The following is a 14299-nucleotide window of genomic DNA, read 5'->3' as shown; positions in this document are numbered from 1 at the left end:
CTGCTCACAGCAGATCGGACCGCAGCCACCCCGGGAAGCCGGCGGAAACTCGTCCTCAATCGAAAATCGTCTGCCCGCAGCAGATCTCCGCACAGGCGAATCGCTGGAACCGGGCCCGGTGCGCGGCCGAGGGTTGAGGCATGACCGAAACCCTGCACGTGCCCGGTTCCGACCAGGTCCTCACCCGGCTGCTCGGCGAGCGCATCCTGCTGCTCGGCTCCGAGGTGCGCGACGACAACGCCAACCAGCTCTGCTCGGCCCTGCTGCTGCTCGCGGCGCAGGATCCGGACAAGGACATCTCGCTCTACATCAACTCGCCCGGCGGATCCGTCGACGCCGGCATGGCCATCTACGACACCATGCAGTACATCAGCTGCGACGTCTCCACCGTGGTGATGGGCATGGCCGCCTCGATGGGGCAGTTCCTGCTCACCGCGGGAGCCAAGGGCAAACGGTTCGCCCTGCCCCGGGCCCGGGTCATGATGCACCAGCCGCACGGCGGCATCGGGGGCTCGGAGACCGACATCCGGATCCAGGCCGAGCAGATGCTGCGGATGAAGCAGCAACTGGCCCGGCTCACCGCCGAGCACTCCGGCCAGCCGCTCGAGAAGATCGAGGCGGACGCCGACCGGGACCGCTGGTTCACCGCCACCGAGGCCGCCGAGTACGGCCTCGTCGATGCGGTGCTGACCCGCCCGCCGGCCCCGCTCGGCGTGGTTCCGGCCTGAGGCAGGCACCGGCCAGCGCCGGGGCGCAAATAGTCCCCGGTGGCCCGGTGCGTCGGTGACCTGCCTCACTTACTATCGGCGGCATGTCCTCGCTGAAGCGGATCGGAGCGCTGGCGGCCGTTCAGGAGCATTTCCTGGCCGCTCCCGGCACGCCGCTGCCGGACGACATCGTCCGCCCGGTGGTGGCCGAGAGCTGGAAGCGTTCGCTGGCGCTCGGCGTGGACCCGCAGGCCGAGGCCGCCCCGCTGGACATGAGCGAGGGGCAGCTGGCCGACTACCGGGCCAACCATCCGCTGGCCGCGATGATGCCGCTGATCCGCCGGCTGCTCACCGAGGACGCGGACGAGGCCGGGCACATCGTGGCGGTGGGCGACGCGCTCGGCCGGCTGCTCTGGGTGGAGGGGCACCACCGGCTGCGCAGCCGGGCCGAGCAGATGCAGTTCGTCGAGGGCTCGCTGTGGAGCGAGCGGGCCACCGGCACCAACGCCCCCGGCACCGCGCTCGCCCTGGGCAAGGCGGTCCAGATCAGCGCGGGCGAGCACTTCGGCCTGGGGGCGCGCACCTGGAGCTGTGTGGCGGCCCCGGTGCACCACCCGCTGACCGGTGACCTGCTCGGCGTCATCGACCTGACCGGCGGGCCGGACGTGGCCGGGCCGCGCACCCTGGCCCTGGTGCGGGCCTGCGCGGCTGCGGTGGAGTCCGGCCTGCAGCTGCAGAGCTGGCCCAGCAAGCAGTTCGGGGCCCCCAGCCCGATGCCGGCACCGCGCACGCCTCCGGGCGCCCGGTTGCGGCTGCTCGGCGCCGAGGCGGGCAGCCTGGAGCTGGAAGGCCGCACGGTCAGCCTGTCGCGGCGGCACACCGAGCTGGTCTGGCTGCTGGCCAGCGCCCCGAACGGGCTCTCGGCCCAGGCCCTGGACGTGGCCCTGCACGACGAGGGCGAGCACCTGATCACCGTGCGGGCCGAGATCAACCGGCTGCGCCGGGTTCTCGGTCCCACCCTGCTCTCCTCCCGGCCGTACCGGCTGAACCTGCCGGTGCGCACCGACGTCTCCCAGGTGCGCCGCCACCTCGCCGAGGGGCGGCTGCTGCAGGCGATGGACCAGTTCACCGGGAGCCCGCTACCGGGCTCCGACGCCCCCGGAATCCGTTCCCTCACCGACGAGTTCGTCTGCGAGGTTCGCGAGGCGGTGCTCGGCTCGGGCGATGTGGCGGTGCTCGAACGCTGGGTCGGCCTGGCCGAGGGCAGTGAGGATGCGGCGGCCTGGCAGGCCCTGGTCGAGGCCCTGCCCGACGGCTCGCCCCGGCAGGCCCTGGCCCGCGCCCGTCTGGCCCGCCTAGGGCACTGATATGCCCGCAAGTACGCCGAACGGTCGGTGACAACGTCGGGCCGCAACGTAGCTGCAACCTTCACCGTCCTAGCGTCGGGGCAGCTCCGGTCCACCGTCGGGCCGGAGGGAGTCGGAGGTTTTCCATGGCTGTCTTCCCAGCGCCCGGCCAGCCGGGCAGCCCCACCACTTTCGCCTCTCGTTACGACCACTGGATCGGTGGCCGCCGGGTCGCCCCGGTCAAGGGTCAGTACTTCGAAAACCCCAGCCCGGTCACCGGCAAGCCGTTCTGCGAGGTCGCCCGGGGCACCGCCGAGGACATCGAGCTCGCCCTCGACGCCGCCCACGCCGCCGCGCCTGCCTGGGGAAAGACCTCCCCGGCGGAGCGCGCCGTGATCCTGAACAAGATCGCCGACCGGATGGAGCAGAACCTCGAGTCGCTCGCCGTCGCCGAGTCCTGGGACAACGGCAAGCCGGTGCGCGAGTCGCTGGCCGCCGACCTGCCCCTGGCGATCGACCACTTCCGCTACTTCGCCGGTGCGATCCGGGCCCAGGAGGGCTCGATCAGCCAGCTCGACGACGACACCGTGGCCTACCACTTCCACGAGCCGCTGGGCGTGGTCGGCCAGATCATCCCCTGGAACTTCCCGCTGCTGATGGGCGTGTGGAAGCTCGCCCCGGCGCTGGCCGCCGGCAACGCCGTGGTGCTCAAGCCGGCCGAACAGACCCCGGCCTCGATCATGCACTGGATCGACCTGGTCGGTGACCTGCTGCCGGACGGTGTGGTCAACATCGTCAACGGCTTCGGCGTGGAGGCCGGCAAGCCGCTGGCGAGCAGCCCGCGGATCAGCAAGATCGCCTTCACCGGGGAGACCACCACCGGCCGGCTGATCATGCAGTACGCCAGCCAGAACATCATCCCGGTGACGCTGGAGCTGGGCGGCAAGAGCCCGAACATCTTCTTCGAGGACGTGGCCGCCCAGAAGGACGCCTTCTACGACAAGGCGCTCGAGGGCTTCACCATGTTCGCCCTGAACAACGGCGAGGTCTGCACCTGCCCCTCGCGCGGGCTGATCCAGTCGTCGATCTACGACTCGTTCCTGTCCGACGCGGTGGCCCGTACCGAGGCGATCGTGGCCGGCAACCCGCTGGACACCGACACCATGATCGGCGCCCAGGCCAGCAACGACCAGCTCGAGAAGATCCTGTCCTACTTCGACATCGGCAAGGCCGAGGGCGCGCGTCTGGTCACCGGCGGCGAGCGCGCCGACCTGGGCGGCGACCTGGCCGAGGGCTACTACGTGAAGCCGACGATCTTCGAGGGCGACAACGCGATGCGGATCTTCCAGGAGGAGATCTTCGGCCCGGTGGTCTCGGTGACCCGGTTCGACAGCCAGGACGAGGCGATGAAGATCGCCAACGACACGCTGTACGGCCTCGGCGCCGGGGTCTGGTCGCGGGACATCAACACCGCCTACCGGTTCGGCCGGGGCATCCAGGCCGGCCGGGTGTGGACGAACAACTACCACGCCTACCCGGCGGCGGCGGCATTCGGTGGTTACAAGGGCTCGGGCATCGGCCGGGAGAACCACAAGATGATGCTCGACCACTACCAGCAGACCAAGAACATGCTGGTCAGCTATTCGCCGAACAAGCTCGGATTCTTCTGATCCGACCCCTGACGCGCACTCCCGGCTGGGCGGGGGTGCTGGGCGTGGCCCTTCTCCAGGTCACGTCCGACGCGGGAAAGGACCGCCGGCCATCCCGTTCGGTAACGAGCACGGGCAGATGGGATGGCCGGTGGCCCCTTCCTCGGTGAGACTCAGTGAAGGAGGTGGTCGAGGATGCCCGAGAACGCCGAGAACACAGTCGTGGCGGCCGAACTGGCCGACGTGGTGAAGGACGACCCCTACACCCGGGTGGCCTTCACCCCGGCCGCGGTCGAGATGCTGCGCACACTGCGCGAGCAGCACGGCCCGCTGATGTTCCACCAGTCCGGCGGCTGCTGCGACGGCAGTTCGCCGATGTGTTACCCCTTGGGCGACTTCCTGACCGGAGACGCCGACGTACTGCTGGCCGAGTTGCCCCTCGACCAGGAGCGGGTGCCGGTGTGGATGTCCCGCAACCAGTTCGAGTACTGGAAGCACACCCACCTGACGATCGACGTGGTTCCCGGCCGGGGAGCGGGCTTTTCACTCGAGGCCCCGCACGGGGTGCGGTTCCTGATCCGTTCGCGGTTGCTGACCGACGAGGAGCAGAGCGCCCTGAACTGAACCGACACCACCGAATGGGGGACGTCCGTGGGCCTGGTGCCCACGGACGTCCCCCATTTGGTCTGGTCGGGTCTTGGTCAGAACCTGCGGACGCGGGTGGGCCCAATCGTCCGGGGAGTCCCGATCCGCTCCGGTAACGGTTCGGGCGCGCTCACGACCTGCACAGACTCTCCCGATCTGACCTGCGGGAACAGTGCTGCCGACTGGGCATGATGGCGAGCGGGCGGGACGGTCCGCGCGAAGTTCGCCGGGCCGAGTCAAGGGGAGGATGTGAGGGCGGGGTGGACGAGCGCGACAAGGTGAGCCGGCTGAGGGAGACCCACTCCAGAAAGCCCGGCGAAGTGCACCTGCAGCATCAGGACCGGCTCGAGCTCATCCCCCGGCAGCATCCTGTCTCCCGAGTCCGGGTCGGAATTGTGGACGACCACCGGCTGATGCTCGACGGGCTGAGCACCTGGCTGACCACCCGGGCCGACGACCTGGACGTGGTCATCGCGGTCACCGAGTTCCGGGAGCTGGTGCGGCACAGCGAGTTCCCACCGGACGTGGTCCTGCTCGACATCGACCTGGGCGACGACGTCCCGGCGGGTGCGAAGATCGTGGAGCTGTCGGCCGCCGGGGTGGCGGTGGTGGTGGTCAGCACGTTCTCCGACCCCCGCCGGGTGCGCGAGTGCGTTTCGGCCGGTGCTCTGGGCTACGTGCCGAAGAGCGAGAATGCCGACGAAATGGCCCAGGCCGTAAGGGCCGCAGCCCGTGGCGAGGGGCACGTGACGCCGGCGCTGGCGGCGATGCTGGTGGCCGACGAGCACGGCGAGCCAGGGCCCGCCCTGAGCCCGCAGGAACGCCGGGCCCTGGTGCTCTACGCCTCCGGGCTGCCCCTGAAAACCGTTGCCCGGCAGCTGGACATCTCGGTAGAGACGGCCAAGACGTATCTCACCCGGGTTCGGGAGAAGTACGCGCACGCCGGCCGCGAGGCGCGCACCAAGATCGCCCTGCACCGGCGCGCGGTCGAGGACGGGCTGCTGCACGAGGCCCAGAGCAGGCACGACGACTGACCAGCGGTCCCCCGAAATCGGGGCATGCCCACTCGGGGGTAGGCCCCTAGCGTGATGAGTGGCCGGGACGCCGCGGGGGGTGTCCGGCGAGGCGAGGACCGGGCCCTGCGGATCCGGCTCGATCTCATCGCCTCGGCGCCGGGCGGCGCCGCGAAGGATGTCGCGCCCGCCCGGCGTCTTCTTCCGATGTTCCGATCAGCTGATCCGCGACCAGAACTCGGCCTCCACCCCGATGCTCTCCAGCCAGGCGGCCTCGCCGATCTTCACCAGGTCGGCCCCCCGCAGCACGAGCGCGTCGATGATGCCCACGCCCTCGGCCACGTCGAGGGCGTCCAGCACCCGGGGCACGTCCTCGGGGGCCACGGTCAGGCCGTAGGCGTACTCCGAGACCTCTTCGCCGAACAGTTCCTGCGCGTTCAGGTCCTCGCCGGTGATGGTCAGCTCGCCGTCGTCGAGGGCCGCCCACACGGTCAGGCCGTTGCCCGACCAGAGCCGGACCCCGCGGTCGTCCTCCTCGTCCATGCTGGTCACTCTAGGGCGTGCGCGGGAATGCCCCTGGCAGGGCAGGATGTACGGATGCGAATGGTTGCGTGCGACCTGGACGGAACGATCGTGCGCACGGACGGCCGGATCTCACCGCGCACCCTGGCTGCGCTGACCGCCTGCGAGCGGCTGGGCATCCACGTCGTGTTCGTCACCGGCCGGCCGCCGCGCTGGATGAACCCGATCGTGGAGATGACCGGTCACCAAGGGCTGGCCCTGTGCGGCAACGGCGCGGTGGTGCTGAATCTGGCCACCGGCGACGTGGTGAGCAGCCGGGCGCTGTCCGCCGCCGCGGTGCTGGCGGTCACCGAGCGGCTGCGGGAGCGCATCCCCGGCGCCGCCTTCGCGCTGGAGACGCTGGACGGCTACCGGCGGGAGGCCGACTACATGCCGGTGCACACCGCCGACCCGGAGGCCCTGACCGGCCCGGTCCCGAAACTGCTGCACGATGCCCCGACGGTGGTGAAGGTGCTGTGCAAGCAGTCCGCCGACCACTACGGCGAGCTGAGCTCGGACGAGTTGCTGGTGCTGGCCCGGGAGGCGCTGGGAGATCTGGCCGAGGCCGTCCACTCCGACCCGAACGGCCACATGCTGGAGATCTCGGCCTCGGGCGTGACCAAGGCAACGGCCCTGGCCTGGCTGGCCGGCGAGCTCGGGGTGGAGGCCGGCGACGTGATCGCGTTCGGCGACATGCCCAACGACATCCCCATGCTGACCTGGGCCGGAACCGGCTATGCGATGTCCGGCGGGCACCCCGACGCGATTGCGGCGGCGAGTCGTCAGGCTCCGCCCTGTGACCAGGACGGGGTCGCTCAGGTGATCGAGGCCCTGCTCAGTGAACGCGGACCCAGGGTCGGAAGGTAGATTCCGCTCATGGCGGCGGAGCGACGGCTGAGTGTGGACTGGCCGGCCTGCAAGGGGCACGGGCTGTGCGCCGAGCTCGTTCCCGAGCTGATCACGCTGGACGAGTGGGGTTATCCGATCCTGGCCGACCGGGCGGTCACCCGGGGCGTGCAGGCGCATGCCCAGCGCGCGGTCGCCTCCTGCCCGACGCTCGCCCTGCTGCTGGTCGAGAAGACGATCAAGAACGCGCCGTCGGGCAACGGCGCCGACGATCCGATCACCGGCGCGATCAAGGCGGTCACCGGGTCTCATCCGGTCCAGCGCCGGACTCCCCCCGTCACCCCGGTCACGTCGCCGGTGATTCCGGTCGCCTCGCCGCCGGTTCCGGTCGCGGCCCAGCCAGCAGCCCAGGCAGGCGAGGCAGCACCGCGTCGGCCTGCGGCCGCCGACTCCCCCCGGCGGCGGGCCCGGGCCGCAGCGGCTGCTTCGGAATCCCCTCGCCGTTCGGCCGCGGCCGCCGCTGCTGAGCCGCCGCGTCAGGCGCAACCCCGTCGTCGCCCGGTTCCCGCCGACGATCCGATCACCGGCGCGATCCAGGCCGTCACCGGGCCCAACGCCACCCAGCGCCGTACCCCGCCGACCGGGATGGCCCGCCACGCCACCCCGGCCTACGGCCAGCCCGCCCTGGTGCCCGAGGCCGAGCCGTACGAGCCGGGAGACAGCTTCTTCGAGGGCTACGAGCCGCGCCGGCCCTACGCCCCCGACCAGCCCCGCACCCGGCGTGAGGCCCGGGCCCGGCGCAAGTAGCTAGCTGAGCGCAGCCCGGTCGAGGTCGTCGAACTGGCGGCGCAGCTGGTGGTACCAGGCCCGGCGGCGCGGGTTCTCCCCGTCGACCGGAGGCAGGCCCAGAGCGATCACCGGGTCGGTCACCGCGTAGGTCGCGCGGTAGGCGAGCAGGCTGGTGGCCACGTCCATCCAGGCCCGGGTGTCCTGCGCGGCCGGCATCGGGCCGAGCACCGAGGTGAACCAGCTCGGCAGCAGCGCCCCGCCGCCCACCGCGTCCGCCACCCGCGCTCGCAGGCGCACCTGCAGCGCGGCCCAGGCCCGCTCCCCCTCGGCGATCACGTCGGCCACCGCCACCTGGTTCTCCTCGTCGGCAGCGAGCAGCTCGGCGGCCTCCAGGGCCGGCGCGGCCAGCCCGCGCAGGCGCTTACGGGTCTCGTCGAGCCCGCTCACCGCCAGCTCGAACTCCTCCACCGCGGCGGAGTGACGCGGATCGTCACGATGGGTGTCGGCGAGCACCTCGCTGGCGCCGATCGCGGCTTCCCGATGATGCGAGTGCTGGCGCACCGCCGCCGCGTGGGCCGACACCGCCGCCTCCAGCGACGAACGGTTGGCCGCCTGCAGCAGACCGGCCTTGGCCAGGTGCCCTTCCTCGGCCACCTGCGCCAGTTCCAGCTCGCGGCGGTCCAGGGCGTCCAGCTCGGCCTCGGGGACGTCGGACTGCAGCCGGATGTTGCGCTCCAGCCACTCCACCCGGGCGTTCAGCCGCTTCACCAGCGCGGCCAGGTCCTGGGCGGTGAGCTCGGCCTCCTCGGAACGTCTTTCGACCAGGTGCAGGGCGTTGCGCACGTCGGTCAGCGAGGAGTTCAGGGTGTCGAAGCGGTCGGGCAGGTCGGCGATCGCCCCGCCCAGGTCCTCGACGTCGTTGCGCAGCTGCAGGACGGCATGGTGCAGCTCGGTGTCCGGGGCCGGGCGCGGTCTGATCAGTGCCATGAGTCGCGCACCCTTCTCGGCAGCGCCGCGATCCGCAGCGGGGTCTGCTGCACGTGCCAGATCCCCGCGCCGATCGCCACCACGCCCAGCAGCAGCACCGTGGCCGGCAGGCCCGAGGCCGCGCAGATCGCCGTGACCAGTGCGCCGAACGCCACCACGACCGAGCCCGGCCGCAGCGACTCGTGCCGGTCTCCGGGTGGGTGCACCGGCAGCCGCAGCAGCAGGTAGGCCGCGCCGCCGCAGATCAGGGCAGGCAGCGCCCACCACCGGGGCAGCCAGCCGGCCAGGGCCGCGAGCAGCACCGATCCAGCCACCGCGGCGGTCAGCACCCCGGACCAGCGCACGATGAGCAGGCTCAGCCGGCGCGGTTGCGCGTCCATCAGCATCGGCAGCCGGCGTTCGTAGTTGATCAGTTCGCGGGTTGCGGCGATGACCGCGTCGGTGGCCTCCTGCAATGAAGGACGTTCGCGGCGGGCTGGGTGGCGCGGCTCGTCGAGGTCGGTGGAGAGGCTCAGATCACCCAGCAGTTTCGGGCCGGGTTCGTCGGTCTCACCCCACTCGGCCCGCTCCCCCCAGGCGCTCCGCCCGGCCCGGTCGTTCCGGTCGATCCGGTCCGCCCGCTCGGTCCGGTCGATCTGGTCGCCGCCCCAGTCGTCCTCGTTCTGGTCGTCGTCCAACTCGTCGCGCTCGGGTTCGTCGCTGTCGTCCAGGTCGAGCACGTCGCCGTCCTCGTCCCAGCCCGGCCGTGCGTCCCTCAGGTCGATGCCGTCGGTGAGGTCGATCTCGCGGACCTCGGACCCGGCTTCCAGATCACTGTCCGGATCGAGGCTTTCGCGCCCGGCAGCCTGGCCGGGCACACCCCGGGCAACCGCCCGCAACTCAGCCAGGCGCTCGTGGATGCGCGCCTGCAGAATCGCGACCTGTTCCTCCGGGTCAACCCCCATGACACCGACGGTAACCACAGCGCGGGGCAAAGTCAGCCAGCGACGACCACGGCGTACCGGCCGATTCCCAGAAGCCGGCCACCGTCGACGAACGTGTCCTTCAGCAGCAGGCTGGTCACCCGGCCGTCGGCCGGGTCGAACTCCACGTCCCGGATCTTGCCCAGGGGGTGCCCGTGCTCGGTGAGCACCGGCCGCTTGAGCACGTCGAGCTTGCGGCCCGAGCGCTCCTTCAGCTCCTCCGGCGGCTCGGCGACCTTGTCGGTCGAGGCCACCGTGATCGCGTCCGGGCCGAGACCGGCCAGCGCGCTCCAGAGCAGCACGTCGCCCGGGCCCTTGCTCTTCTTCACCCGGAACCCGACCACCCGCTGGGTGGCCGGATCGATGATCGGGGCCTCCACCCGTCCCACCGTGGTGGCGGTCGAGGTGTCCATCACCGGGTTGCCGGAGATGTCGCTGAACCTGATCACTGCGGGGCCTCCCCGGCGCTGCGGCCCAGGCGGGCGCGGAACTCCTCGACCGCGGCGCCGAAGCCGGCCAGGTCGTCACGGATGAAGTCGAGAGCGGACTCGGGCAGGATCAGCGCCTCGCCGGAGACCGAGAGCGTGTCGGGCAGCGGCACGAACTGCCGCCGGGGGGCCGACTTGTCGGTCGGCTCGATCTCGTAACCGACCGCGTCGGTGCTCTTCTCGTGCACCGAAAGGATCACGTCGGTGACCACGCCGAGGTTACGGCCGCCCTCGGTGAGCACGATCGAGCCGATCACCACACCGCCGGCGCCCTCCAGCTCACCGTCGAAGGCGTGCCGGTCGGCCAGGCTCTCGGCGCTGCGGATCATCACCGCGGCCGGGCCCAGGCCGTGCACGTTCGCCCAGGGCAGCGTCTGCTTCAGCGGCCCGGCGAAGATGCCCCGGCCGTTCAGGGTGAAACCGGCCAGCTCCCCGGAGCCGGAGGAGTAGATCACGTCCTTGATCTGCGCGACGTCCTCGCCGGCGAGGGTGACCACCGGCCGCTTGAGAAGCTCGGCGGCCCGCAGCAGGACGCTCACGACCGATCTCCCGGAACCCCGCCGGGCGGAACGTTGCCGCCACGCGAGCGCTGCGCGACCACGCTGCCCCTACGCCGCCGGGCCTGGATGCCGTAGACCACCGCAGTCAACAGGATCAGCACCCCCACGACCAGTACGACCCACTGCCACAGATCCACGGCGAACTCCCCTCTGACCGGCGCAAAGGCGCGCCCTGACCATCGTGGCGCGTTCCGATCTTCGCGGCATCCCGAGGACGGCGGATCAGCTCTGTATGCCGCCGTCGGAGAAGAGGTGCTGGCCGTTGATCCAGCCGCCGTCCGGCGACAGCAGGAAAGAGACCAGCGCGGCCGTGTCCTTCGGGCTCCCAAGGCGGCCCAAAGGCGTCTTCAGTCGGAGCTCTTCGCGCAACTCGGTGTCCATCCAGCCGGTGTCGACCGGGCCGGGATTGATCACGTTCGCGGTCACCCTCAGGTGGGCGAGCTCCCGGGCGGCGGCCAGCACGATCCGGTCCAGGGCACCCTTGCTCGCCCCATAGGGCAGGTTGAAGGTGGTGTGGTCGCTGGTCAGGGCCACGATCCGGGCGGGGTCGACGGCCCGGTCGCCGGGCTCGGCCAGCCGGCGGGCGAACTCGCGCACCAGCAGCCAGGTGGCCCGGGCGTTCACCGCGAAGTGCCGGTCGAAGCTCTCCACCGTGGTGCTCAGCAGATCCGAGTCCACCGACTCGGCGTGGCTCATCACCAGGGCGCTCACCGGCCCGAGCTGTTCGTTCACGGCGTCGAAGACGGTCTCGGGCGTACGGACGTCGGTGAGGTCGGCGTTCACCGCAACCGTTCTCGCTCCGGTCGCCTTCAGGCGAGACCCCAGCTCGGCGACGTCCTCGGGTTGCTCGCCCCAGGGCATCCGCGAGTCGTAGGGCGTCCAGTGCGTGGTCGCGACGTCCCAGCCGTCCTGAGCCAGCCTGGTCGCGATGCCGGCCGCGATCCCCACGAGCCTTCCGGCGCCGGTGACCAGGACGACGGGCCGGTTCCCGGCCGCGCTCGTCCCTGCACCAGCGTTGTCTGTCGTCCCCATCCGGCGATCATGCCGAGCCGGGCCGGGGACCGGAAGTGATTTACCGCCCCAGCAGACCTTCCAGCACCTCGGCCAGGCCGTCCTCCGCCACCGGGCCGGTGACCAGGTCGGCGTGCACCTTCACGTCCTCGGTGGCGTTGCCCATCGCGACCGACCGGCCGGCCCAGCCGAACATCTCGATGTCGTTGCGGCCGTCGCCGACCGCCAGCGTGGCCCCCGCGTCCACGGCCAGGCGGCCCCGGATCACCTCGAGCGCGCTGGCCTTGCTGATCCCCTCCGGGGCCAGGTCGAGCCAGGCCGTCCAGCCGACCGAGTAGTTGACCCCGTGCATGCCCAGCGACCGGGTCAGCGCCATGAAGTCGTCCGAGGTGTGATCGGGGCTGCGCACCACCACCCGGCAGGCCTGCTCGACGATGAGTTCCTCGAAGGTGTCCACCACCCGCACGTGCGGGCCCTCCAGCTCGCCGGCCGGGAAGGGCGCGGTGAGCAGGAAGTTGCCCGCTCCGGTCTCCAGCGCGTAGAGCGCGGTGGGCAGGTGCTCGCGCAGCACGGTGAGCACGTCGGCCGGGTCGAACGTGACCGTCTCGGCCACCTCGTAGCCCTTCGGGGCCAGCGGGTCCAGGCGCAGGGTGACCGAGCCGTTGCTGCACACCGCCCAGCCGCTGACCAGGCCGAGCCGGTCCAGCACGGGCAGCGTCTCGTTCAGCGAGCGGCCGGTGGCGATCACCACGTGCACGCCGAGGTCGGCCACCGACCGCACCGCCTCGCGCACCCGGTCGGTCAGCCGCTGGTCGTGGTCGAGGATCGTGCCGTCGATGTCCAGGGCGACGAGTTTGGGGGCCCAGTGGTCGGCGGCGGGGTCGGTACGGGGACGGTTCTCGATCACGTGGTCTGTCATTCGCCGAGTTTAATCGGCCGGAGGTTACGGAACGGGGTCGTTTGATGACGACGAAGGCCAAGTCGAGGTGACAGGGCCTGCGGATCTCAAACCGCAAGTCTCGTCACCCCGCGTCTGGGAGGGCCGGGCCCCGAACCCGGGCTAACGTGCACTTCATGTCGATCAGTAGCGATGTCGTCAGGGACGTCGTTCTGGTCGTCGTTCTCCTGCTGGCCGTGGCCGTCCTGGTCTCGCTCGTGCTCACCCGCCGCCGCCTGCTCTTCGCCCGCCGCCGCGAGGACTCGCTGGACGGGGCGGGGGCGCCGCAGGCCGCGGTGGTCGTGCACAGCAAGAAGGTGGACGACCACGACGCCCGGCGCCGCCAGATCGAGGTGCTGTCCGGGCGCCTGGGCTGGCGCGCCCCGGTGTGGCTGGAGACGACGGCCGAGGATCCGGGACGCGGACAGACGAAGAAGGCGGTCCAGGACGGGGCGTCGGTGGTGGTCGCCTTCGGGGGTGACGGAACCACCCGGGCCGTGGCCGGGTCACTGGCCCAGACGGGTGTACCGATGGGCCTGCTGCCGGCCGGCACCGGCAACCTCCTGGCCCGCAACCTGGGCATCCCGCCCAACCGCCTGGAGTCCTCGCTGCACATCGCCCTGACCGGGCGCAATCGCACCATCGACGTGGGACACGTGGAGATGTCGGACACCCTGGGCAGCCCGCCCCGCCGGGAGACCTTCCTGGTGATGTCCGGCCTGGGCTTCGACGCCGAGGTGATGGCGACGACGGCACCGGAGCTGAAGAAGAAGATCGGCTGGGTGGCCTACGTGGTGGCCGGCGCGAGCCGCCTGCGGGGCCGACGGACGCCGGTGACCATGCGGGTGGACGACGGACCGGTGCAACAGCGCAAGATCCGGGCCGTGGTGGTGGGCAACGTGGGCATGCTGCAGGGCGGAATCCAGCTGATGCCGGGAGCTTTGCCGGACGACGGCTGGCTCGACGTGGTGGTGGTCTCCCCCAGGGGCATGACGGGCTGGCTGCCGGTGGTCGGGGCGGTGCTCACGCGACGCAACCACGCCACGGTCGAGCACTTCCGCTGCCAGACGGTGGAGATCCAGGCCGACCGCCCGATGTTCGCCCAGCTGGACGGCGACCCGGCCGGAAAGGCCCAGACACTCAAGGCCAGCGTCGACCCGCTAGCGCTGATAGTCCGGGTGCCCGGCTGACCCATGACGCTGGGAGTTGTCTTCAGCGCCCGGGCTTACCACAACACCTCGAACTCACCACCTCGTCACACGCCGGGCCGGACCAGCGCCATGGTCAACTTTCGGCCCGGCCCTTCACAGCCCCCGGCCCGCCCCGAACTCCGACAGCTCCTGGGACGAATGGGAGCCACCCGCCCGCCACCGCCGATGGCCAGGTGGGTGATCACCACCGTCTGACGGTCCCAGGTGCTGCCTTGGCCGCCAGATCGGATGTCTTTTTCGCGCCAAGCCGAGATCGGATGTATTTTTGGGCCGTATAGCCCACTTTTGGCATCCGTTCTTGGCTTGCAAGAGATTCCGGCCGAGCGAACCATCGCTGGGCAGGCCAAGACCCCGGGCTGGTCTCATGCCCGGTCAAGAACACGCCGGCCAAGGCGCGTGCCGAGCACAGAGCCCAGCCGACACCGCTCACGGCCCGGCCGAGCTCACACGTGCCCAGGCTTACGCCCAACAAGCTCGCGGCCCGACAAGGCCACGTCCCTGACCAGGCCACGTCCCGACAAGGCCACCGCCTGGCGAGTCCACAGCCCGACAAGACCACGACCCGACAAGACCACCACCCAACGAGA

Annotated in this window: 16 protein-coding genes; 8 read left to right on the top strand and 8 right to left on the bottom strand. The window is 71.1% G+C overall.

Translation table 11 applies throughout. From position 1 onward, the window contains the following. Nucleotides 1–140 precede the first annotated feature (140 nt). The 5 genes from LWF15_RS15815 to LWF15_RS15795 all read left to right on the top strand — a co-directional run bounded on the left by LWF15_RS15815 (nucleotide 141) and on the right by LWF15_RS15795 (nucleotide 5381). Nucleotides 141–728 (top strand): ATP-dependent Clp protease proteolytic subunit, encoded by a 588-nt coding sequence (locus LWF15_RS15815; RefSeq protein ID WP_232811576.1) that lies wholly within the window; start codon nucleotides 141–143, stop codon nucleotides 726–728. Nucleotides 729–811: 83 nt separating this feature from the next. Then, nucleotides 812–2074 (top strand): helix-turn-helix domain-containing protein, encoded by a 1263-nt coding sequence (locus tag LWF15_RS15810; protein WP_232811575.1) that lies wholly within the window; start codon nucleotides 812–814, stop codon nucleotides 2072–2074. A 125-nt stretch (nucleotides 2075–2199) separates the two neighbouring features. After that, nucleotides 2200–3723 (top strand): aldehyde dehydrogenase, encoded by a 1524-nt coding sequence (adh, locus tag LWF15_RS15805; protein WP_269810236.1) that lies wholly within the window; start codon nucleotides 2200–2202, stop codon nucleotides 3721–3723. A 276-nt stretch (nucleotides 3724–3999) separates the two neighbouring features. Further along, nucleotides 4000–4326 (top strand): DUF779 domain-containing protein, encoded by a 327-nt coding sequence (locus tag LWF15_RS15800; protein WP_352396689.1) that lies wholly within the window; start codon nucleotides 4000–4002, stop codon nucleotides 4324–4326. A 281-nt stretch (nucleotides 4327–4607) separates the two neighbouring features. Continuing rightward, entirely contained in the window at nucleotides 4608–5381 is a 774-nt protein-coding gene (locus LWF15_RS15795) for a response regulator transcription factor (RefSeq protein ID WP_232811573.1), read from the top strand. A 195-nt stretch (nucleotides 5382–5576) separates the two neighbouring features. Here the strand turns inward: LWF15_RS15795 and LWF15_RS15790 are convergent, their stop codons facing one another. Next, entirely contained in the window at nucleotides 5577–5903 is a 327-nt protein-coding gene (locus LWF15_RS15790) for a hypothetical protein (RefSeq protein WP_232811572.1), read from the bottom strand. 54 nt (nucleotides 5904–5957) lie between these two features. Between LWF15_RS15790 and LWF15_RS15785 the strand changes: the two genes are divergently transcribed. Beyond that, a complete protein-coding gene (locus tag LWF15_RS15785; protein WP_232811571.1) occupies nucleotides 5958–6788 on the top strand; it encodes an HAD family hydrolase in 831 nt (276 codons plus the stop codon). A gap of 9 nt (nucleotides 6789–6797) precedes the next feature. After that, on the top strand, nucleotides 6798–7574 hold the full coding sequence (locus tag LWF15_RS15780; protein ID WP_232811570.1) for a ferredoxin: 777 nt from the start codon (nucleotides 6798–6800) through the stop codon (nucleotides 7572–7574). Here the strand turns inward: LWF15_RS15780 and LWF15_RS15775 are convergent, their stop codons facing one another. The 7 genes from LWF15_RS15775 to LWF15_RS15745 form a co-directional block, all read right to left on the bottom strand. Next, entirely contained in the window at nucleotides 7575–8543 is a 969-nt protein-coding gene (locus LWF15_RS15775; protein WP_232811569.1) for a hypothetical protein, read from the bottom strand. Continuing rightward, entirely contained in the window at nucleotides 8534–9487 is a 954-nt protein-coding gene (locus LWF15_RS15770; protein ID WP_232811568.1) for a sulfite exporter TauE/SafE family protein, read from the bottom strand. The genes LWF15_RS15775 and LWF15_RS15770 overlap by 10 nt, the downstream gene beginning before the upstream one ends. A gap of 32 nt (nucleotides 9488–9519) precedes the next feature. Then, nucleotides 9520–9954, bottom strand: coding sequence for a PRC-barrel domain-containing protein (locus LWF15_RS15765; RefSeq protein WP_232811567.1), 435 nt, complete (start codon nucleotides 9952–9954; stop codon nucleotides 9520–9522). Then, a complete protein-coding gene (locus LWF15_RS15760; protein WP_232811566.1) occupies nucleotides 9951–10532 on the bottom strand; it encodes a PRC-barrel domain-containing protein in 582 nt (193 codons plus the stop codon). The genes LWF15_RS15765 and LWF15_RS15760 overlap by 4 nt, the downstream gene beginning before the upstream one ends. Beyond that, a complete protein-coding gene (locus tag LWF15_RS15755; protein ID WP_232811565.1) occupies nucleotides 10529–10690 on the bottom strand; it encodes a hypothetical protein in 162 nt (53 codons plus the stop codon). The genes LWF15_RS15760 and LWF15_RS15755 overlap by 4 nt, the downstream gene beginning before the upstream one ends. 85 nt (nucleotides 10691–10775) lie before the next feature. Further along, nucleotides 10776–11585 (bottom strand): SDR family oxidoreductase, encoded by an 810-nt coding sequence (locus LWF15_RS15750; protein WP_232811564.1) that lies wholly within the window; start codon nucleotides 11583–11585, stop codon nucleotides 10776–10778. Nucleotides 11586–11625: 40 nt separating this feature from the next. Further along, nucleotides 11626–12483: an HAD family hydrolase gene (locus tag LWF15_RS15745; RefSeq protein WP_232811563.1), complete on the bottom strand. Its 858-nt coding sequence runs from the start codon at nucleotides 12481–12483 to the stop codon at nucleotides 11626–11628. 155 nt (nucleotides 12484–12638) lie between these two features. On the opposite strand from LWF15_RS15745, the gene LWF15_RS15740 reads away from it, so the two are divergent. Continuing rightward, nucleotides 12639–13691 carry a diacylglycerol/lipid kinase family protein gene (locus LWF15_RS15740; RefSeq protein WP_232811562.1) on the top strand — a complete coding sequence of 351 codons (1053 nt, stop codon included), beginning with the start codon at nucleotides 12639–12641 and terminating at the stop codon, nucleotides 13689–13691. Nucleotides 13692–14299 lie beyond the last annotated feature (608 nt).

Source organism: Kineosporia rhizophila, assembly GCF_021277265.1.
Lineage (GTDB): Bacteria > Actinomycetota > Actinomycetes > Actinomycetales > Kineosporiaceae > Kineosporia > Kineosporia rhizophila.
The sequence above is the reverse complement of the archived record's forward strand: the minus strand, read 5'-3'. Positions and strand labels throughout refer to the sequence as shown.

Coding starts and splice junctions, on each gene's coding strand:
- LWF15_RS15815 (WP_232811576.1), top strand. CDS start 141: ATGACCGAAACCCTGCACGTGCCCGGTTCCGACCAGGTCCTCACCCGG.
- LWF15_RS15810 (WP_232811575.1), top strand. CDS start 812: ATGTCCTCGCTGAAGCGGATCGGAGCGCTGGCGGCCGTTCAGGAGCAT.
- adh (WP_269810236.1), top strand. CDS start 2,200: ATGGCTGTCTTCCCAGCGCCCGGCCAGCCGGGCAGCCCCACCACTTTC.
- LWF15_RS15800 (WP_352396689.1), top strand. CDS start 4,000: ATGCTGCGCACACTGCGCGAGCAGCACGGCCCGCTGATGTTCCACCAG.
- LWF15_RS15790 (WP_232811572.1), bottom strand. CDS start 5,903: ATGGACGAGGAGGACGACCGCGGGGTCCGGCTCTGGTCGGGCAACGGC.
- LWF15_RS15785 (WP_232811571.1), top strand. CDS start 5,958: ATGCGAATGGTTGCGTGCGACCTGGACGGAACGATCGTGCGCACGGAC.
- LWF15_RS15780 (WP_232811570.1), top strand. CDS start 6,798: ATGGCGGCGGAGCGACGGCTGAGTGTGGACTGGCCGGCCTGCAAGGGG.
- LWF15_RS15775 (WP_232811569.1), bottom strand. CDS start 8,543: ATGGCACTGATCAGACCGCGCCCGGCCCCGGACACCGAGCTGCACCAT.
- LWF15_RS15770 (WP_232811568.1), bottom strand. CDS start 9,487: ATGGGGGTTGACCCGGAGGAACAGGTCGCGATTCTGCAGGCGCGCATC.
- LWF15_RS15750 (WP_232811564.1), bottom strand. CDS start 11,585: ATGGGGACGACAGACAACGCTGGTGCAGGGACGAGCGCGGCCGGGAAC.
- LWF15_RS15745 (WP_232811563.1), bottom strand. CDS start 12,483: ATGACAGACCACGTGATCGAGAACCGTCCCCGTACCGACCCCGCCGCC.
- LWF15_RS15740 (WP_232811562.1), top strand. CDS start 12,639: ATGTCGATCAGTAGCGATGTCGTCAGGGACGTCGTTCTGGTCGTCGTT.